Origin of the sequence: Streptomyces sp. NPDC059373 (assembly GCF_042751495.1) — a bacterium.
Classification (GTDB): domain Bacteria; phylum Actinomycetota; class Actinomycetes; order Streptomycetales; family Streptomycetaceae; genus Actinacidiphila.
In genome coordinates this window covers 1-19,128 of record NZ_JBHYXC010000074.1, presented here as the reverse complement: position 1 = coordinate 19,128, position 19,128 = coordinate 1, and the positions used below count along the sequence as shown (strand labels likewise).

At 69.1% G+C, this 19,128-nt stretch carries 16 protein-coding genes and 4 pseudogenes; 10 read left to right on the top strand and 10 right to left on the bottom strand.

Features of this window, described 5'->3' with window-relative positions; genetic code table 11:
• Positions 1–300 precede the first annotated feature (300 nt).
• The 4 genes from ACFXJ5_RS40155 to ACFXJ5_RS40140 are packed head-to-tail and all read left to right on the top strand — an operon-like array spanning position 301 to position 4,091.
• Positions 301–1,239 carry an ABC transporter ATP-binding protein gene (locus ACFXJ5_RS40155; protein ID WP_384643135.1) on the top strand — a complete coding sequence of 313 codons (939 nt, stop codon included), beginning with the start codon at positions 301–303 and terminating at the stop codon, positions 1,237–1,239.
• A complete protein-coding gene (locus tag ACFXJ5_RS40150) occupies positions 1,236–2,048 on the top strand; it encodes an ABC transporter permease (protein WP_384643132.1) in 813 nt (270 codons plus the stop codon). Before ACFXJ5_RS40155 ends, ACFXJ5_RS40150 begins: the two co-directional genes overlap by 4 nt.
• A gap of 52 nt (positions 2,049–2,100) precedes the next feature.
• Positions 2,101–3,420: a sensor histidine kinase gene (locus tag ACFXJ5_RS40145; RefSeq protein ID WP_384643129.1), complete on the top strand. Its 1,320-nt coding sequence runs from the start codon at positions 2,101–2,103 to the stop codon at positions 3,418–3,420.
• 14 nt (positions 3,421–3,434) lie between these two features.
• Complete coding sequence (locus tag ACFXJ5_RS40140) at positions 3,435–4,091, top strand: response regulator (RefSeq protein WP_384643126.1); 657 nt, start codon at positions 3,435–3,437, stop codon at positions 4,089–4,091.
• Between the two features lie 160 nt (positions 4,092–4,251).
• On the opposite strand, the gene ligD is transcribed toward ACFXJ5_RS40140, so the two are convergent.
• From ligD to ACFXJ5_RS40110, 6 genes and pseudogenes are all read right to left on the bottom strand, one after another.
• Complete coding sequence (ligD, locus tag ACFXJ5_RS40135) at positions 4,252–5,274, bottom strand: non-homologous end-joining DNA ligase (protein ID WP_384643123.1); 1,023 nt, start codon at positions 5,272–5,274, stop codon at positions 4,252–4,254.
• A 39-nt stretch (positions 5,275–5,313) separates the two neighbouring features.
• Positions 5,314–5,454, bottom strand: coding sequence for a hypothetical protein (locus ACFXJ5_RS40130; RefSeq protein ID WP_164836375.1), 141 nt, complete (start codon positions 5,452–5,454; stop codon positions 5,314–5,316).
• Positions 5,455–5,879: 425 nt separating this feature from the next.
• Positions 5,880–7,634 carry an FAD-dependent oxidoreductase gene (locus ACFXJ5_RS40125; RefSeq protein WP_384643120.1) on the bottom strand — a complete coding sequence of 585 codons (1,755 nt, stop codon included), beginning with the start codon at positions 7,632–7,634 and terminating at the stop codon, positions 5,880–5,882.
• Positions 7,634–7,897 carry a UBP-type zinc finger domain-containing protein gene (locus ACFXJ5_RS40120; RefSeq protein WP_384643138.1) on the bottom strand — a complete coding sequence of 88 codons (264 nt, stop codon included), beginning with the start codon at positions 7,895–7,897 and terminating at the stop codon, positions 7,634–7,636. The genes ACFXJ5_RS40125 and ACFXJ5_RS40120 overlap by 1 nt, the downstream gene beginning before the upstream one ends.
• Positions 7,898–7,926: 29 nt before the next feature.
• Positions 7,927–8,118: pseudogene (locus ACFXJ5_RS40115) on the bottom strand (thioredoxin family protein); the annotation flags it as partial.
• A gap of 64 nt (positions 8,119–8,182) precedes the next feature.
• Positions 8,183–8,886: pseudogene (locus tag ACFXJ5_RS40110) on the bottom strand (Hsp70 family protein); the annotation flags it as partial.
• A 780-nt stretch (positions 8,887–9,666) separates the two neighbouring features.
• Between ACFXJ5_RS40110 and ACFXJ5_RS40105 the strand changes: the two are divergent.
• Positions 9,667–10,860 carry a PP2C family protein-serine/threonine phosphatase gene (locus ACFXJ5_RS40105; protein WP_384643117.1) on the top strand — a complete coding sequence of 398 codons (1,194 nt, stop codon included), beginning with the start codon at positions 9,667–9,669 and terminating at the stop codon, positions 10,858–10,860.
• Positions 10,861–11,051: 191 nt separating this feature from the next.
• Here ACFXJ5_RS40105 and ACFXJ5_RS40100 read toward each other — a convergent pair whose 3' ends face one another.
• Positions 11,052–11,639 (bottom strand): glycogen debranching N-terminal domain-containing protein, encoded by a 588-nt coding sequence (locus tag ACFXJ5_RS40100; RefSeq protein ID WP_384643114.1) that lies wholly within the window; start codon positions 11,637–11,639, stop codon positions 11,052–11,054.
• Positions 11,640–11,785: 146 nt separating this feature from the next.
• Positions 11,786–13,063 (bottom strand): aromatic acid exporter family protein, encoded by a 1,278-nt coding sequence (locus tag ACFXJ5_RS40095; RefSeq protein WP_384643111.1) that lies wholly within the window; start codon positions 13,061–13,063, stop codon positions 11,786–11,788.
• A gap of 507 nt (positions 13,064–13,570) precedes the next feature.
• Here ACFXJ5_RS40095 and ACFXJ5_RS40090 point away from each other — a divergent pair.
• Positions 13,571–14,023, top strand: a complete 453-nt coding sequence (locus ACFXJ5_RS40090; RefSeq protein WP_384643108.1) for an Hsp20/alpha crystallin family protein — start codon at positions 13,571–13,573, stop codon at positions 14,021–14,023.
• Between the two features lie 702 nt (positions 14,024–14,725).
• Here the strand turns inward: ACFXJ5_RS40090 and ACFXJ5_RS40085 are convergent.
• Positions 14,726–14,890 (bottom strand): annotated as a pseudogene (locus tag ACFXJ5_RS40085) (methylmalonyl-CoA mutase family protein); the annotation flags it as partial.
• Between the two features lie 622 nt (positions 14,891–15,512).
• Here ACFXJ5_RS40085 and ACFXJ5_RS40080 point away from each other — a divergent pair.
• Positions 15,513–16,124, top strand: coding sequence for a hypothetical protein (locus ACFXJ5_RS40080; RefSeq protein WP_384643105.1), 612 nt, complete (start codon positions 15,513–15,515; stop codon positions 16,122–16,124).
• Positions 16,125–16,136: 12 nt separating this feature from the next.
• Here the strand turns inward: ACFXJ5_RS40080 and ACFXJ5_RS40075 are convergent, their stop codons facing one another.
• Entirely contained in the window at positions 16,137–16,778 is a 642-nt protein-coding gene (locus tag ACFXJ5_RS40075) for a CGNR zinc finger domain-containing protein (RefSeq protein ID WP_384643102.1), read from the bottom strand.
• Positions 16,779–16,793: 15 nt separating this feature from the next.
• On the opposite strand from ACFXJ5_RS40075, the gene ACFXJ5_RS40070 reads away from it, so the two are divergent.
• The 3 genes and pseudogenes from ACFXJ5_RS40070 to ACFXJ5_RS40060 all read left to right on the top strand — a co-directional run.
• Complete coding sequence (locus ACFXJ5_RS40070; protein WP_384643099.1) at positions 16,794–18,008, top strand: MFS transporter; 1,215 nt, start codon at positions 16,794–16,796, stop codon at positions 18,006–18,008.
• A gap of 72 nt (positions 18,009–18,080) precedes the next feature.
• Positions 18,081–18,722 carry a Ku protein gene (locus ACFXJ5_RS40065; protein WP_384643096.1) on the top strand — a complete coding sequence of 214 codons (642 nt, stop codon included), beginning with the start codon at positions 18,081–18,083 and terminating at the stop codon, positions 18,720–18,722.
• A 153-nt stretch (positions 18,723–18,875) separates the two neighbouring features.
• Positions 18,876–19,079: pseudogene (locus ACFXJ5_RS40060) on the top strand (DUF1206 domain-containing protein); the annotation flags it as partial.
• Positions 19,080–19,128 lie beyond the last annotated feature (49 nt).

The following is a 19,128-nucleotide window of genomic DNA, read 5'->3' as shown; positions in this document are numbered from 1 at the left end:
TCAAGCCACCGCCCTGCGCGTACCTCATACACACGGCATACCGCAGGGATCACCACCCGTCAGCCCCCACGACACCACGCATTCAAGGTCAGTAATGCCTGCGGGAAAGTCTTGGGGGCGTGCAGTCGGCGCACCGTGTGCTACTTGCGGACGACGGCGCTTAGTACCGCAGTACGAACGACGGTGACTTGGTCGGCATCGTGGTGCCGTCGGCGGGAGTCGTGGGCCGCCTAGCGTTCTTGGCAGGGCCGCCGGGATCGACGGCGGACCCGGTCAGGCATCGTGGAGGGAAACCCGCCAGTGATAGAGATCCACCATGTGGTCAAGCGCTACGGCGACAAGACTGCTGTCGACGACCTGGACTTCACCGTCGAGCCGGGCGTGGTTACGGGTTTCCTCGGCCCCAACGGGGCGGGGAAGTCCACGACCATGCGCATGATCATCGGCCTTGACGCGCCCACCAGCGGCCACGTGACGGTCAACGGTAAGCACTACGCCCAGCACGCCGCGCCCCTGCGCGAGGTCGGGGCGCTGCTGGAGGCCAGGTCCGTCCATCCCGGCCGCTCCGCCTACAGCCACCTGCTCTCACTCGCGTACACCCACGGCATTCCGCGCCGCCGGGTGGACGAGGTGATCGAACTCGCCGGCCTCGGTAAGGTCGCCAGGAAGCGCGCCGGTTCCTTCTCGCTGGGCATGGGGCAGCGTCTGGGCATCGCCGCGGCCCTGTTGGGCGACCCAGGGACGGTGATGCTGGACGAGCCGGTCAACGGCCTCGACCCGGAGGGCGTCCTGTGGATCCGCACCCTCCTCAAGGGCTTGGCCGCCGAGGGGCGGACCGTCTTCGTGTCCTCGCACCTGATGAGCGAGATGGCGCTGACGGCGACCAACCTTGTCATCGTCGGCCGGGGCAAGCTGCTGGCCGACACAACGGTGGAGGCCTTCGTCGAGCAAGCGGGCGGTGAGAGCGTCAAGGTGGTTTGCTCCGACCCGGACCGGCTGCGTTCGTTGCTGGCCGGCCCGGACGTCACCGTCACCGGCGAGGTCGGCACGGAGACCCTGCACGTGTCGGGGCTGAGCGCGCGCGAGATCGGACGCCGGGCCGCCGACGCGGGCATCGCTGTCTACGACCTCACCCAGCAGGCAGTCTCCCTTGAAGAGGCGTTCATGGCCCTGACCCAGGACTCCGTCGAATACCGCAGCACCACCAGCACGGACACGAACGGGAGCGCCGCAGCATGACCAGCGTCCAGACGACACCCGCCGCTACGACGACGACCGCGAACCCTTCCTACAAGGTGACCTTCCCGAGGGTGCTGCGCTCGGAATGGTCGAAATTCCTCTCGCTGCGCTCCACCTGGATCACACTCGCCGTCGCCGTGCTGGCCACGGTCGTCATCGGCGTGGTGGCGGCCTACCGGTACGACCCGCTCCACGCGGACCAGCACGACGCGGCCGCGCTGGCGCTGGACGGCATCACCCTGACCCAGCTCGTGGTGGGTGTCCTGGGCGTGCTGGCCACGGCCGGGGAGTACACCACCGGCATGATCCGCTCCACCTTCGCCGCGGTGCCCCGGCGCCTGCCGGTTCTCTGGTCCAAGAGCCTGATCTACTTCGGCGTGGTGTTCGCGGTCGGCGCGGCGGGCGCGGTCGCTTCCTTCCTGGCCGGCGCGGGCTTCCTCTCCGGCAAGCCGATCGCGCTGTCCCTGTCGGACACCGGCGTGCTGCGCTGCCTGTTCGGTGCCGGGCTGTACCTGGCGCTGGTGGCCGTGCTGGGCGCGGGACTGGGCATGCTGCTGCGCTCTGCGGCCGGCGGCATCTGTCTGCTGGTCGGCACGCTGATGCTGATGCCGGTCTTCCTGGATCTGCTGCCCAGCAACTGGAAGACGGACCTGACCCCCTACCTGCCGGGCAACGCAGGCCAGTCGATCTTCACCCTGCACACGGACAGTACGATGCTGAGCCCGGGTACGGGCCTGTTGGTGCTGTTCGGCTGGGTGGGAGCCGTGCTGGTGGGGGCGGCGTACCGTGTGAAGTGCTCCGACAGCTGACAGGCGTACCGGACGGCACCCCGACTCCACCGACCCTGTCCGAGGGCACACCATGAACTCTGTAGCAGATCCCGTGTGGGACCAGTCGCTGGCCAGTGGGTGGATCCGCTTCCGTGCCGCGGACCGGGCCCGGCCGCAGCTACTGGACTCGCTGCTTGCGGCAGGCGTCCTGGCGTCTGCGATCGCCGACCTCTTCGAACACGAGGAGCGTGGCCTGTTCGGGGTGCAGGGAGTGCCGGCGTGGGCGGTCGTGGTGAGCGCGGCTGCGTTGGCGCTGCCTCTGGTGTGGCGTCGGCGCGCCCCGCTGGCGGTCTTCGGCGTGGTGCTCGGGATCTGCGCGGTGCAGTGGGCGTTGGGACTGGCGCTGCGCAGCGACCTCAGCCTCATGATCGCCCTCTACGGGGTCGGCCGCTACGCCTCGCCGCGCTCGCTGCGGGCTGTCGCGGTCGCCGCGGCGCCGGTATGCGCGCTGCTGGCCTTCCGGGTCGAGCCGCTCGCGTCCCAGCCGTGGGTGTCCCTGTTCTTCGTGCTGTGCGCGGCCACCGCGGCGGCGGCCCTAGGACTCGCCGGCCGGATGCGCCGGGCGCAGCTGGCCGCGCTGGCCGAGCGGGCGGCGACCCTGGAGATCGAGCGTGAGCAACGCGAGCTGCTGGCCGCAGCGAACGAACGCGCGCGGGTCTCGCGCGAGCTGCACGACATCGTGGGACACAGCCTGGCGGTGATCGTCGGTCTGGCCGACGGGGGCGCGGCCGAAGCCCAGCTGCAACCCGAGCGGGGCCCGGAAGTCCTCCGGACGATCGCCGAGGCCGGGCGTACGTCCCTGGGGGAACTGCGCCGTACCCTCGGCGTGTTGCGTGCCGAACTGCGTGACGACAGTTGCGGCCCGGAGCTGCACCCCCAGCCGGGAACGGCCCAACTCGCCGCCCTGTGCGAGCGGATCCGGGCCGCAGGGCCGATCGTGACCTACACCGCCTCGGGCGACCTCTCATCGCTCAGCGCGAGCCTCCAGCTGGCCATGTACCGGATCGTCCAGGAGGCTCTGACGAACAGCCTCAAGCACGCCGGACCGCGCACCCGCGTGCGTGTCGCCGTCACGGCGGACGCACGCGCCGGTGAGGTCCTGGTGCAAGTCGACGACACCGGCCCGCCGGTGGAAGAGGCGACACCGGACCGTGTGGGCGGAAGCCACACCCCGGGGCAGGGCCTGATCGGCATGAGGGAGCGCGCCGCACTCGCGGGGGGCAGCGCGGTCTCCAGGCGCAGGGCCGGTGGCTGGACCGTACGGGCCGTGCTGCCCATAAATCATGACGTGCGGACGAAGGTCGATCCGCAACCCGGTAATGCCCGCCCGGCACCCCAGGGCCGGCCTTGAGTTCAGGAGCGCCCGTGACCACGGTGCTGATCGTCGACGACCAGCCGCTGCAACGCGTCGGTTTCCGGATGCTGCTCAACAGCAGCCCGGAGACGACCGTGGTCGGCGAGGCGGAACACGGCGCGGAGGCGGTGCGCCGGACGGCCGAGCTGCACCCGGACGTGGTGCTGATGGACATCCGCATGCCCGGCATGGACGGCATCGAGGCCACACGTCAGATCGTCGCCTCCGGCGGCCGCTCCCGGGTGCTCGTGCTCACCACTTTCGACCTCGACGAGTACGCGTACGGTGCGCTGCGCGCCGGCGCGAGCGGCTTCCTGGTCAAGGACGCCCGCCCTGACGAACTCCTCGCGGGAATCCGGGCTGTCGCGGGCGGCGAGGCGGTGGTCGCGCCCGCGATGACCCGCCGCCTGCTGGAGGTCTTCACCACGCACCTCCCCCTGCGCGACCCCGACGGCGATCCGCGCCTGTCGGGGCTGAGCCAGCGTGAGCGCGAGGTCCTGACCGACATCGCGGCCGGTCTGACGAACAGTGAGATCGCCGACGATCTCAGCCTGTCCGAGTCGACCATCAAGACGCACATCAGCCGCATCCTGGCCAAGATCGGCGCCCGCGACCGGGTACAGGCCGTCATTTTCGCCTACGACACCGGTCTGGTACGGCCGTCCTGAAGAAAGCCGCGGCCAGACGGGGCAGCGCACCGGTGCCCCGCCGTCAGTGGCCCGTTCAACACGCGGACATCGGTCGGGCCCGCGCCGCACGCTACGGCGTCTGCGAGGCGGGGGAAGGCGTGGCGCCCGCTGTACGACGACGGCCACGTCCTCTCGGCCGTCAGCCTGAGGCAGGCACCTCGCGCACCACGTCGGTGGGCTTCTTGTCGAAGCGGAGGCCGAGGAAGCGGGGGTGCCGCAGCCTGCCGTCCCGGGTCCACTCGGTGAAGCCGATCTGGGCGACCAGCTCCGGACGCACCCAGCGCGCGCCGCGTTCCCGTATCTCGGGCCCCGCCTCGAACGGGGAACGCGACTGCCGCAGAGCCTCCAGGCGGCGGCGCAGGTCGAGCAGGGTGGCCCGGTCGAAGCCGGTACCGACCTTGCCCGCGTAGCGCAGGCGCCCGCCGTCGTAGTAGCCCAGCAACAGCGCGCCGAAGCCGGTCCGGCTGCCGGTCGGCTCGGTGAAGCCGCCGATGACGAACTCCTGCCCGGCGGCGCATTTGAGCTTGAGCCAGTCGGACGACCGTCTGGCGACGTAGACCGAGTCGGCGCGCTTGGCGATCAGCCCCTCCCAGCCGCGGGCGCACGCCTGGTCCAGGAGCTCCTGCCCGCCGTGGTTGCGGTGCGGCGTGAAGCGCAGCGGTCCGCGGAACTCGAAGGCGCTGCGCAGCAACTGCTTCCGGGTGCGCAGCGGCAGCCGGGTGGTGTCGCAGCCGTCCAGCCGGAGCAGGTCGAACAGGAAGTAGACGACGGGGACCCCGCTGGCCAGGGCCGTGCGCGGGTCGGTGAGCTGCATCCGTCGTTGCAGGAGGGAGAAGTCGGTGCGGCCGTCTCGGAATGCGACGATCTCGCCGTCCACGGTGAAGTCGGAGCACTCCTGCTCCGCCAGGGCGGCCGCGACCTCGGGGTAGGTGGCATGGAGGGGCAGGCCATTGCGGGAGAGGAGCTGAACGCGGTCATGGCTGCGCAGTCCGAGGGCACGTTCGCCGTCCAGTTTGCGTTCGAAGAGCCAGCCACCGTCGAAGGTCCGCCGGCCGCTGAGCACGGCCAGCATCGGCCGGTCCACCGCGTGCCCGTCCGGTGGCGGGCAGCGCAGGCGGTCTCGTTGTTCCACGGGTAGCCGCTCCAGCAGTCCGGCCCGCACGGCCGCCTCCTCCCGGGTCCCGATGCCCGCCTCGGAGAGTCAGCGCTCGGGATCGTCCTCCGCTGCCTGGAACGTCCTGGTCCAGGTGGCGCCGCACCGGCAGCGGGACTGCTCGATCAGATCGCCGTCCTCGGACACGGCCAGGCCGTGGTTGAGGCGGACGTGAACATGCTGACTCATGGCCGGCCGGCTTCCGCTTGATGGGACGGACATTGGTCCAGCTACCCCTCCTGGCCTCATGCACACCGGCCTCGCACATTCACGCCGCGGGGCGCTCGGCGTGGGGCATCGCCGTGGGACGACGGCTCACTGCCGCGGGCTCTCAGGCGGGCCTGGCGCCTGACAACCGTCACCGTGATCACCTTGTTCATCGGCATCGCCTGCCTGTACGCCACGCTGTTCGTGCTCGTCCATGTCACCGCGGCGTTCCTGCTCACACCGGAGTCGTTGCGCCCGGGCTTCGGGCACCAGCCCGATGCCGGGTACTACCTCTCCCTCGCCCGGTTCATCACGTCCATGGGAACCGTCGGCGGTGCGCTGGGCGCCGGCTGGGAGGACGAGCGTGTGGTGGGCCGGGCCGCCTACGGGGTCCGTCAGGGGGAGGGTCAGCGCCAGGACTCGGACTGGCCCGCCACCGGCCGACGCCCCTCGGGGCCCGCGGTGCGGACCAGGTTGCCCGTCTGCTCCCGGTGCTCGTGCACGAGGCGGATCGCCATGGCACCCTCACCGGTCGCCGAGGCCACCCGTTTGACCGAGCCGCTCCTTACGTCGCCGGCGGCGAAGACCCCGGGAAGGGTGGTCTCCAGCAGCAACGGACCACGGCCGAGCGAGGCCCACCGGGTCGCGTCGGCCGCCGCCTGGGCGTCGGCGCCGGTGAGGACGAAGCCCTTCTCGTCCAGGGCCAGCGCGCCCCTGAGCCATTCCGTGCACGGCCGGGCCCCGATGAACACGAACAGCGCCGCGGCCCGCAGCTCCCGGCGCTCACCACTTGCGTTGTCCTCCACCGTCAGCGACTCCAGCTTCTCCTCCCCGGAGACGCCCCGGACTTCGGTGTGGAGCAGCACCTCGATCTTCGGGTGCCGTTCCACCTGGTCCACCAGGTAGCGCGACATGTCCGCGTTGAGGTCACCGCCCCGGACGAGGAGGTGGACCCTGGACGCGTGGTTCGCGAGGAACAGCGCCGCCTGCCCGGCGGAGTTCCCGCCGCCGACCACGGCGACCGGATCCGCCTGGCAGAGACTGGCCTCGTGGACCGTCGCCGCGTAGTAGACGCTGGTGCCCTCCAGGCGGTCGATGCCGGGCACCTCGAGCCTGCGGTACCACACGCCCGAGGCGAGCACCACGGCGCCGGCCCGGGCCCGGGACCCGTCTGTGAAGGTGACGACGTACTCGTCGTCCTGCGGGGTGAGCCCGCTGACCTGGGCCGGCACCATGAGGCGGGCACCGAACTTGTGGGCCTGGAGCACCGCGCGTTCGATGAGCTCGCCCCCGGAGATGCCCGACGGGAAGCCAAGGTAGTTCTCGATGCGAGACGAAGTACCGGCCTGGCCTCCGGTGGCCACGGCGTCGACGGTGACCGTGGTGAGGCCGTCGGACGCACCGTACACGGCGGCGGCGAGTCCCGCGGGACCCGCACCGACCACCAACACGTCGCACCGCCCGGCCTCCGGCAAGGGGGCGGGCAGCCCGATGAGCCGGGCGAGTTCGGCGTTGCTCGGATTGCGCAGCACCCGCTCGCCCTTCCAGATGACCACCGGAGTCTCCTCGGGACGGATGGAGAACCGACGCAGCAGCGCCTCCGCCTCCTTGTCCTTCTCCAGATCCACCCAGCGGTGGGGCAGCCGGTTGCGGGCGGCGAACTCACGCAGCCGCAGCGTGTCCGGTGAATAACACGACCCCAGGATCCGGAAGCCGGCGCCGAGGCCGATGAGCAGATACCGGCGGCCCAGGTAAGCGCGGAGGATCAGGTCGCCGAGGACGGGGTCGCGGCCGACCAGGGCGCGTTGCCGCTCCACCGGTACGGCCAGGATCTCGCCCGCCTCGCGCACCACGGCGGTGTCGAACGCCGCCTGGCCCTCCAGCAGCCCGAGTTCACCCAGGAACCTGCCGGGTCCGTGCACCGCCACCGTGCGCTCGTCGGGCCCGCCGTGGTCGTGGAGGATCTCGACGGTCCCGCTGAGGATTGCGAGGAACTCCCGGAACGGCTCGCCCTCGCGGTACAGCACCTCGCCCTCGGCGGTCCTGCGGCGCTCACCGTGCACGGTCAGGTCCTCGAGCTGCTCCGGCGTCAGGCGCGGGAACGCCCCGTATCGGTCCGGTGTCTCGCGGACCGCACCATGCTTGTGCTCGGCCGTGCTCATCAGACCAGGGCCTCGTGGACGTAGCACCAGCGCCAGTCCTCTCCCGGCTGGAAGGACTGCACGATGGGGTGACCGGCGCTGCCCGCGTGCCGCCTGGCGTGCTTGAGGGGCGAGGAGTCGCAGCAGCCGACGTGCCCGCAGGTGAGGCAGAGCCGCAGGTGCACCCACGGGGAACGCTCCATGAGGCACTCCTCGCAGCCCTCCGGGGTACGCGGCGTCACTGGGCGCACCATCGCCAGGTGCGGGTCGGGAATCGTGGCCATGAGGGTTCTCCTTCCGTGGGCGGGACTCCTCAGCCGCGGCCCGCGATGGTCTCCTCCACCCAGCGGCGCAGCTCCGGGGCCGGGGCGGCACCGGCCGGGCGGGACATCTCCGCTCCCTTGTCGAGCAGGACCAGGGTCGGCACGGCCATGACCTGGAACCGCTGCGCGAGCGCCGGCGACCGGTCGATGTCGACCTTGACGAGCTTGAGCTGTCCGGCGAGCTGGTGGTTGGGTCACCGAGTTCAGCTCGGTCTTGGCCTTGTCCGCAGCCTCGAACAGCCGCTGCAGCGCGTGCGGGTCCTTGCGCAGGTCGATGCCGTTCTCCTGCTGGAACTTGTCGGCGGGGTGGTCCACCAGGCGCCGGTCGAAGCCGTCGCCGCACAGGTGGCCGTCGCCCGCCGTGGACCGCACATCGACCACGCCATCGCCAACGTCGAGGAGGCTGACGTCGAAGGTACCGCCGCCCAGGTCGAAGGCGAGCCCGGTCTCGTGCTGCTTCTTGTCCAGACCAAAGGCGAGTGCGGCCGCGGTCGGCTCGTTGATATGCGCAGCACGTCGAGCCGGCTATGCGTCCGGCTCCTTGGGCGCCGTGCGCTGGGTGTCGTTGAAGTGGGCGGGCACGGTGATGACCGCCTCCGCCACGCGTTGCCCGCGTCGTCGGCGAGCTTTCGCAGCACCAGCGCGCTGATCTCCTCCGGCGCGTACTGCTTGTCGCGGATCTTGAAGCGCGCGTTGCCGTGCTCGTCGGGGACGATGTCGAAGCAGCGGCCGGTGAAACACCTGGCGGAGTAGATGGTCCCCTTGGGGTTGGGGATCGCCTGCCGACGGGCGAGCTGGCCGACAAGGGGTTCGCCAGTGTCGGTGAAGGCCACGCCCGACGGGGTGATACGGCTGCCCGCGGAGTCGGGGACGACCGCGGCCTCCCCGCCCTGCCACGCGGCGATCACGGAATTGGTCGTGCCGAGGTCGATTCCGACTGCCTTGGCCATAGGAGTCCTCAATCGTCGAAACTCCTGCAACGTGGGGTGGGGACGACGGTGCCGAGGGGGGTGGGCCCGCAGAGCCGCGTGCGGCAGCAATGGCCAAACCGGTCACCGGCCCGGAGCAGGACACGTCGAAAACGGGCTTCCCGGGCCTTCAGGCGCTCCAACCGGTCCAGCGTCGCGGCGCCAGGGTTCATGCGGCCTGCGTCTGCCCGGGCCCAAATTCACCCGGCCACCCAGGCCGGCCAGCACAGACAAAGATAGCAAAAATGGGCCCACCCGCGGGCATGGGTGAGTGGCATGTTGGTGGAGAACCCGTCCTATTTCACCTCCTTTCCCAGCGGCACAAGCGGCGGCGCCTGACCGTGACGCTGCGGTCCAGCTACCCGCGGCCCGGCCGGCCTGGATCGACGGATCGCCCGCCCGTCCGACTACCCGGGCAGTCGGCCACCTGGGCCTGGCAGGGCAATACAGGGAGGCTATTTGGGTCCCGACATGCGCATGCGTTCCCGCGCCCCGTCGGCCAGGCTGACTGGGAAGCCCAGGGGCCGGGAGCAACCTCGCCATCGGTGCCCTCCGCCTCGCCGGCACCCAGAACGTCGCCGCCGCACTCCGGGCCAACTCCCGCGACCCGAAACGGCCGCTCGCCCTCCTCGGCCTCACATGATCACGAACCGGACATCATGCGACTACGCCGAAGCCCTGGGTACCAGGCTGATCGGTCCGCACCTCGGTAGCAGAGGGCCCAGATTGTGGAGGCTCGACCTCTCAGGGATCATCGAAGCCATGGACAGGAACATGTCCGTCGGGCCCGGGGAGCGGCTGCTGGAGGAACTGGTCAGAGCAGCCCAGCTGGCATCACCTGCAGAACTGCCTGTGGTCGTGAACCGGTATGCCGAGGCCATGGGTGTGAGCCGGGCGGTTGTCTATCTGGTCGACATCCAGCAAAGACTGCTGTTGCCGCTCGTCGAAGGCGAGCCGGAATTCGAGCTCGACGCTTCCCTTGCCGGATGGGCCTACCGCACCGGCTCTCTCCGGGTGGAAGAAGACCGCGCCGACGGGCTGAACGTGTGGCTGCCCCTGGCCGACGGGGCGGAACGGCTGGGCGTCCTCGAACTGAACATGGACACCCTGGACGGGCTCAAGCTACGGCGCTGCCGGACGATGGCGTTGATCCTGGCACTGATCATCACATCCAAGCGCACCTACAGCGACACCATCGCACAGCGCATGCGGACCAGGACGATGGAACTGCCTACGGAGATGGTCAGGGCCTTCCTTCCTCCCAGGTCCATCGGCACCGGGCGGGTCGTTTCGACGGCGGTCCTGGAGCCTGCGTACGAACTGGGCGGCGATGCGTTCGACCACTCGTTCACCGAGGACGTTCTGCACGCCACGATCCTTGACGGCATGGGGCACAATCTGGCGTCCGGGCTTGCCACCTCTGTCGCCATGGCGGGCTGCCGTAACGCCCGGCGCAGCGGGGCAGACCTGGGCACACTCGTGGGCACCGTGGACGATGCGCTGGCGAAGTGGCTTCCGGACGAGTTCTGCACGGGAATTTTTACCCAGTTGCACATGCCGACCGGAGTGCTGCGATGGTGCAACTGCGGCCACCCGCCTCCATTGCTCATCCGCCGCCACCGGCTGTTCCATAGGGCCTTGGAGCGGTCACCTGAGCCTCCTCTGGGTCTGCCCGCCAGTCTCGCCGGGGCCGCCCGTCAGGTGTACGATGCCAGCCTCGAACCCGGTGACCGGATACTGCTCTACTCGGACGGCGTCGTGGAGTCACGCAATGAGGAAGGCGAAGAGTTCGGACTGGAGCGCTTCACCGACTACATCATCCGGTCGACCGCAGCAGGGCAGAGCGCCCCGGAAGTGCTGCGCCTGCTCATCCATGCCGTCCTCGAGCACCGGCGCAACGAACTCAGCGACGACGCCACGATTTTGATGTTCGAGTGGCAGCCCCCTGGTCCGTGACCGCGTGAGCCGGAGGGCGCAGCCGTTGCGCCGATACTCCGTAGGCAGGGGCGATGACGTCGGTGGATGCCAAGCGCAGCTCAGTCTCCGGGAGGCGGCGGGTGGGGCGCCGCACATCTGCAGCGCCATACCCGCGCAGGCGGAGGCCTCAGGCCGCGGGCTGCAGGTCCGTGGCCGGCTCGGCGCCCTGCTTACCGGCGGATGCCGCCGAATGCTTCTGTTCCGTGGTGGCCAGCCGTCGATACACCGCCTCGTAGCCGGCCGCCATGGCATCCGGCTGGAACCGGTCCAGGACGCTCTTGCGGCATTGCGCCGGGCTGAGGTCTCCCACGGCCTCGAGCGCTGAGGCGGATCCGCCCTTCCTTTACCTCGAACAGGTCCGCGAAGTCGGCCTCGGCACGGAGCGTGAGCACACAGGCAGCGGCCTCGTTGCCCAGATTGCGCAGTACCACGTCCTCGCGCATGCCGGCGCCGACGAACCTGCGGCGCTCGACCAGGATCGTGGCCTCAGTGTGGCCTGGCCGAGGACGGGCCCGGCCGAGGAAGACGGCCCGGTACGGTTCCTGGGACATTACCGACAGCGGATCGGCCTCCTCGTCGTCCAGCAGCAGCTGCCAGACCGACAGGATGCGGGTATCGCGGTAGAAGAGGCCCTGCGGTGTCCCGTGAACGATGTCACCGCTTCGTTCGGACAGACAGAACGACGAACCCTCGACCAGTGTGACCACGCCCGTATCGACCTGCGCGGATTCCCCGGCGAAAGTCCACCCTTGCGTCATCGGTCACCCTCCAACCACAACGTGCGTGAAAAGAGGTGTACATGAGGCGCCCATGGATGCCTCATTGCCCTTATAAACAGCCTCGCAAGTTTCCTGCAAGGCCAACGGAAAGATGGGGGCTTGTGTTCAGCCGCACCTCCTCCTCGTCACTCAGTGCATCGGCGCGGATGCTGGTCGTCACCTCGTGAGCGGATGCGCCTACCGGTCCTGGCCGGTCGCCGTGCTCCGCCCGTGTCGGCGCTGAACCAGGGCAGGCGCTCCAGACGGGCCCCGCCGTTCGAAGGTGGCGAGCCGCGATCGGCGCGGCGTTCCTCCTCATGCAGGCTCGAGCGGTGGGCCGATTCCAACTCATCGATGATGTGGGCAGCGTTGGCGAGCACGGCCCCGTGCAGTTCCCAGCTCCCCGGCTGGGTCGCTCGAAGCGATCTCGTCAGGTGCTCCTGGAGTTCACGCGCGTCCACGAGCGTCGCGCTGAGATCGCGCTCGGCACGGTCACCGTCGGCGACGGCCTGCGCAGCCACACGACGGCCAAAGGTGTTGACCGCGACGGCCAAACGACGCAGAAGGCACTCCATCAGTGCTGCGCTCCCGCCGGTGTAGATCGGTTCGTTCGGTTCTCGTTCACGACCAAGGTCATGAAGAGAGCGGCTCAGCGAGCGCAGGCTGACCGAGCAGCGCTCCAGGCTGTCCAGGGCGTCGCGCAGAACCCGTCCGGCGTGGCGAAGCGGCAGGGCCCGCGGATTGAATCGCAGACTCTCCTCGGCCCTGGTCAACTCTTGTTCCACGCGGGCAATCTCGCGGTCCAGCCGGTGTGCCGCCCGCAACCAGGCTTCAGAACGATCCTTGGTTGCGCCGGACTTCAGCTGTGCACCCACATCGCGCAGCAGCCCGCTCATCCTGGCAGCCAGGTCCTCGACCGCCTCGCTCGCCGGTTGAACGTATACCGGCGGCGGGACCACCAGGTTCACCAAGATCCCGGCGCCCGCGCCGATGAGCGCCTCGACCAGATGGTTCACCGCATGGGTGGCCGGGTTCGAAAGACCGAGCGCGAGCAGTGCGCTGACCGCTACTTCAGGTACAAGCTCCCCCAGACGCAGAAGGTGACCGACGGCCAATGATGCGAGAACGAGGATCCCCAGACTCCCCCAAGTGACGCCGGCAAGATCGCCGAAGGCGACCGCGATCAGCAAGCCGACGACCACCGTGATGATCCGCTTGATACTTATGGTCAACGTGGCGTAGAGGGAGACCTGAACGACGAGCACCGCGGTCAGCGGAGCGAGCAGCGGCAGCCGATCGGGAGAGAGATGCAGTGCCGCCAGGTACGCCACTACGGCGGCCACGGTAGATCTCAGCGACTGAACGACGGCCGGCTCACGCCGCCGCCTGACAAGGTCCAGTACGCTCACCGGCACCTGGGCCATGACAGGGCCTCCCTGGGGAAGGTCGTGGACGTCACAGGGACACCTCGCACCAGCGGTGCGACGGTCCCTGGCGGTTGGTGTCTGCCGTGAGGGGCCGGCATCGAGGCTCGCGCGGCCAGCCGTTCACAGGTGTCGATCATCATCCGCAGTCGCGATCCCTTCCGTCGCTGACAGAGCCCCTCCCCAGGAATCCAACAACCTCCACATATCAACCCATATATCGACAATGAAGGTTGTGCAAGCTGCGGATCGACCGGCCGCCAACGGCCTGGGCCCAACTCGGCCGCCGGGAGCACCACCGGCCCCGTCGGCGAGGGCAACCCGCCGGGCGGACAGAGCGCCGCCCCTCGGACGGCAGCCGATACGCGCGGAAACAACCAAAGGCGGAGGAATAAACTCATAAAGGACGGAAATGTAGGGAGATGGAGGCCTCGATCAGAGGGTCTTCCGAGAAGCACCTTCACGTGCGGGACACGAGCAGATGCTCATCGGGAGGAGATGATCGACATGACACTTCATGTCCGTCGAGAGGCATCGCCCGCACTGTGGGATTCGTTCCGCGAGTTCCAGGACTTCTATGACCGCATGGGACGGCTGTGGCAGTCGACCGTTCCCGGCGGCGGTGGGCTTGCCGCGGACGCTTGGGTGCCGCCGACCGACGTTGAGGAGACCGAGGACGCCTACCAGGTCGAACTCGAGCTCCCCGGCGTCGGCAAGGACCAGATCACGGTGGAGGCGGCCGATTCCCAGCTGGCAGTCCACGGCGAGGTGGAGGAGCAGGAACGCTCCGGCGTGCTGCGCCGACGGACCCGCCGGTTCGGACAGTTCGACTACCGGTGGGCCATGCCTGCCGACGCCGACGCCGACCATGTCACCGCCGAACTCGCCGACGGCGTCCTGACAGTGCGCGTGCCCAAGACCGAGAAGTCCAGGCCACGCCGCATCGAGATCACCGGTTGATCGGCTGCTGGTCGCTTCGTGGCCCCGGAACCACGAAAGTGCTCCGGGGCCACAGCCGAACTGGCCTCCAGGTGATCCGCGCCCGCCTCGCCGAGGATCTCGGCGACCGTCTCCCGGGCGATCTCCAGCCGGGCCAGACGCTCCTCGGCCTCCGCCAGGCGCTCGTTCAACGAGTCGATTTCACGGCGGAGCCCGGCCGCCTCCTCCCGCGCGGCCGCCGCACGGTGATGCAGCTCTCTCGCCGGCCCGGACACCCCGTCAGCAACGACGGACCGGCCCCGGACGGCGACCTGCCGGAGGCGCCGGCACCAGCCCAGCAGCCCCGTCACGTGACGTGTGGGCTGTGACGTTGACTGAACTAAGTAGCGAATACACGCAGGTCAGAGGCTACGTCTGCTAGCTTCCCGGCCATGCTTGAGACGGGCGGGGATGCCCGGGATCTGGCGAGCTTCGTGCTGCCGGAGACTGGTGCGCTGGTAGAGATGGCGAACCCGATGCGGCCATACGTGCTGCTCGACGTGGAAGGGGCCGTGATCGCTCCGGTTGCGTCCTTCTTTGCCGAGTTGCAGGCGTGCTCGAGGCCGGCGTCGACGATCCGTTCGTACGGGATGGACCTGTTGAGGTGGTGGCGTTTTCTTCTCTGCACCATGTCAAGCCGAGCCAGCTGCCGACGGGGCCTGACGCCCAGCTGCTTGTAGCGTGGTTGGGCTCGACGGAGATGCCAAAGCCGGCGTACTGGCGGATCGTCCATGGACGGCCGGTGTACATCGACGGATAGGCACCACGGGTGAAGGGGTACGAGCCGGGCTCCTCCAGCTTCTCGGCAGGATCCCCCTCCACGGCGTCCGGCCCGTAGACCGGCCCGATGGGTGGTTGGGCAGTCCGGACTCCGGCGCGTCATGGGGCGTGCGTCCCGCAGACCAGCGCCAGTACGTACCCGAGCGGCCGTGGGTGCACGGCGCGGCAGACACCGCGCGACGTCCGGGACCTCTCCTGCAGGGAGGCGGCCGAGTACCCATCGCGCGGCTGCCGACCCGGGTTACCTGGCAGCGCCGATCGTGTAAGCGCCGAGCACGGCTGCTCCTGTCGTACAGAGCACTACTACAAGCCGGGCCGTCCAGTTGTCCTTCTCAATAGCCATCTGGATCGTCCGCCAAAAGTCCCTTCCCATAACGCCTCCCGTGCATCGTGTCGTGCGGGCACCGCCGGTACGTCGGGCCGCTGCCACCGTGGCTCGGCCGCGACAGGGACTGACCAGTCGGCTCACTCTGTACCGCGCTATGGCGCCCGAAAGTGTCACACTTAGCAAGAGGTCGTTTCACAGCCAGAACCGCAGGTCAGGTCACAGGGACCTCTCAGGAACCACGTGGTCGCGGCGTTGCACTGCTCGTCGGTCATCACTCGTGCTGCTGCGTCCGGACGCCCACCTGCGTCACACCAGCGGACGGCCAATACGAATGACCGCAATGCGGTGGATAACGTGCTGTCCGTGGTGCTCAGAGCAGCCAAGTCAGCTGCTCAGTCACAACCGGCCGAAATCCTGCAGCTCTGGAGATTCTCGTCACATCATCACGGGATCCTCACTCGCGAGACGCCGCAAAGATGCAGGTCACAGCGTTTCTTCGGTGGATCGGAGACCCGGCATGCCGAGATGGACCGGCGCAATGCGAGCAAGCCGCTGGCTCTCTTCGCGTTTCTGACGGAGGAAGGTGAGGGTGAGCTCGATGCCCTCGATCTCTCCGAGCCAGCCCTCCTGCTCGGCACGGGCCCGGCGAGCCAGGAGATCTGTCTCGATCTCGTCGAGGCGAGGCAGCATCTTGGGGTTGATGTTGAGCATGGGACATCGCAAACGAGCGTGCGCTGCTCGCTCCTCAGGCCCGAGCCGAGTCAGCGCGCCCGGCTGGTGGAGATTCGCGACAACCTCCTAGACCGGATCGCCGAGGCTGAACGGGAAGGCTGGCTCGGCGAGATCGAGGGACTCCGGGTCAGTCTTGCCGGAGCCATCGACAAACTGACCCAAGTCGACCGCCGCGCATCGGCTGGCAAGACGATAGAGCTGGGTTTGCCTCACATGCCGGGAACTCGGCCTGGCCGCACCTGAGCTGACGAAAGCTCAGCTCAGGTGCGCTTTACGCGCCCTGAAGGCCGCTGCCTTGACTCGGCTACGGCAGGCTGTGGAGCAGAAGTGTCGGACGGCGTTGCGCGAAGCGTCCACGTAAACGCGGTCGCATTGCGGGGCCGTGCAGACGCCGAGACGCCCAGCGAGGTTGCTACCGATCGCCAGGGCGAGAGCGGTGGCGCATCCGGCACTCCAACCCACGGCCAGGCTGTCTTCGGAGCCGTGAAAGTGGACCTGCCAGGGCTCGCCCTCGACGCAATCGAGCTGAGGCCGGGCGCCAGAGGTTCGCAGTAGGGCATTCACGGCCTGGGCCGCCTGATCGATGTGGCCACTGTCGACGGCCTCGAACACCGCCCGCATTTGCTGTGCGGTCTGCGCGAGATAGACGGCGTGGCCCGGCTCGACCATGGAGCGATGCGCTGACAGGGGCAGCGCCTCGTGCACCGCCAGGGAGAGCTGGTCCGCGCGGGGAGCAGCGTAGGGGCGGCCCTGTCGGGTGCCGTCGGTCAGCGCATTCACGAGGGAGACGGCCGCGTCGAGCAGCGTCACCACGTGACCATCGAACATCACTTGACCGGTCACTCCTTCGGCGTCTAGCGTCCGTACGCGACCGACGATATCCGTTTCGCTGGTCACGCGCGAGGGGGGTTCGTGAGGTCTGCACAGGGCGGGAAGCATTTGCCGCGGGCGGTGCGGTTGCTGATTGCGGCACGGGCGGTGAACCGGCTGGGGGCGTTCTCCCTGTCGTTCCTCACCGTGCTGATCACGACGAGCTTCGGTGCCAGCACCAGCGTCGCCGGGTACATCAGCGCCGCCTTCGGACTCGCCACCATTCCCTCGCGTCTGATCGGCGGTCGCCTGGCCGACCGAATCGGTCGGCGCCGCACGATCGTGGTCGGGCTGACAGGATGCGCGGTAGCGCAACTGGGCATCGCCGCGTCCAACGGTTTGGTGCCGGCAGCCTGCTTTGCAGTGCTAATGGGGCTGGCCTTCGAGATCTACGAGCCGCCCAGCCAAGCCATGATCGCGGATGTGGTGGCGCCGGGTGAACAGGTCCGCGCCTACGGCCTGCTGAACGCAGCTCTGGCAGTAGCTGGCATGGGCGCGGGTCTGCTGGCGGCCGGGCTGGGGCGCTGGGACCTGCGGTGGCTGTTCCTGGTCGACGCCCTCACCTGCCTGCTCTGCGCGCTGACCGTGCACCTGATCCTCCCCGCAGACCACCGCACCGGGAAGGAAGCAACCCAGCAGACAGTCTCCGTCGCACCCTGGCGGGATCGCTCGTTGCTCATAATGCTTACGGCAGGGACGCTGTTCGCCGTGGTCTATCTCCAGATCATGATCGCGCTGCCACTCTCCCTGGAACTACGCGGACTGCAACCAGCCGACGCCGGGCTGCTGTTCACCACGTCCGCCCTCACCATCACCGCCGGACAGCCACTGCTGCGGCTCAACCGACTCGCCACACTCCCAGCACCTGCCGCCTTCGCCGCCGGCTATCTCCTGCTGGCGCTCGGACTCGCCGGATACGCACTTGCCCACGGCCTGCTCGCCTACGTCACAGCAACCATCGTGTGGAGCGTGGGGGACCTGCTCCTCGTGGGCCGCGCGTACGCATTCGTCGCAAGCCTCGCCCCGGTCGGCGGAAAGGGTCGGTACCTGGCGGTCTACGGCACCAGCTGGGGCATCGGCGGGATCGTCGCCCCGCTCGTCGGTACACAGTTGCTCGAGCACGCCGGAGCGGCCGGCCTCTGGAGCGCGATGGCCTCCGCATGCCTGGTCCTCGCGGTCCTGCATCCCGCCTGGATCCGTACTGCCAACCGCGAACGCGACGCGGCACCCACCCAGGATCAAGTTGCCTGTCCATAGTCGTCGGCTCCCGGCCGGCCGTCGCCGCGCTCCACGGGCTGTGGCGAGGTGTGGGCTGGCTGCTCGGGATCGATGGCGCGTGAACTCACTGCTCGGCGCCCTAGTTCAGAGAAGGTCAGTGTGCCGGTGCGCCTCTATGCCGCGACGGAGGATCCGAGGCCGCGGATGCACCAGGTCCATGCGGCCGACGGTTCCAGAATTCGGCATCGCAGGGTGTGCGAGGCGGAGGCCTGCGAGGTCAGCGAGGCCGAGATCGGCAGGGGCTGGGAGGCCCCGGACGGACCCGTCGCCCAGCGCCCGTACGCGCTCCTGGTCGAAGCCCTCGCCCGCACCGGCCGCGTCGGCATCGCCACGTTCGCCGTCCGCACCCGCGAGCGCCTGGCCGTGCTGCGCCCGCGCCGCGGTGTTCTGGTCGTGCACGCGCTGCGGTGGCCCCAGGAGCTCCGTGAGCCCGGCGACCTCGCCTCGCCCGCACCGGTCACCGAGCGGGAGCTGGAGCTCGCCGAAGTGCTGATCGGGCAGCTGGCCGGGGTGGACATCACGGCTCTGCATGACGAGTACGGAGCGGCCCTCGAACAGGTCGTGACGGCGAAACTCGAAGGCTCGGCATGGGCGGAGCCTCCCGAGCCACAGCCCGTCATCGACCTGATGCAGGCCCTCGAGGACAGCGTCCGACAAGCCCGGCACCGGTATGTAGACCAGAACCATCCCTGAACTTCATCGGTCTCGCTCACCGTTCTACTTTGCAGGACGAGTTGCCGTTTACCCCGCCTGCTTTCGATCCGTCGGTGCGCGTCGGCCACCTGAAACAGCGGACGGGTGGCGCTGATCCGGAGGCGCACGCGGTCGCCGGCCTCGGCGTCGCCGGCGGCGCGGCGCGCCGTCTTCGCGGCCGCCGGCGTCTTCGTACTGGTCGCCGCCATCCGCTTCGACCCCCACCAGGCCAAGGGCATGGACGCCACCCTCCGCAGCTTCGCCACCACCCCCGCCGGCCCCTGGCTCGCCGTCGCCGTCGGCCTGATCCTCTTCGGCGGCTTCTCCTCCGCCTCCGCCGGCTGGCGCCGCCTGTAGGACTGGAGGCCTGCTCGACCAGTCCCGCCTGCCCGGGGCGCCGCCCAGC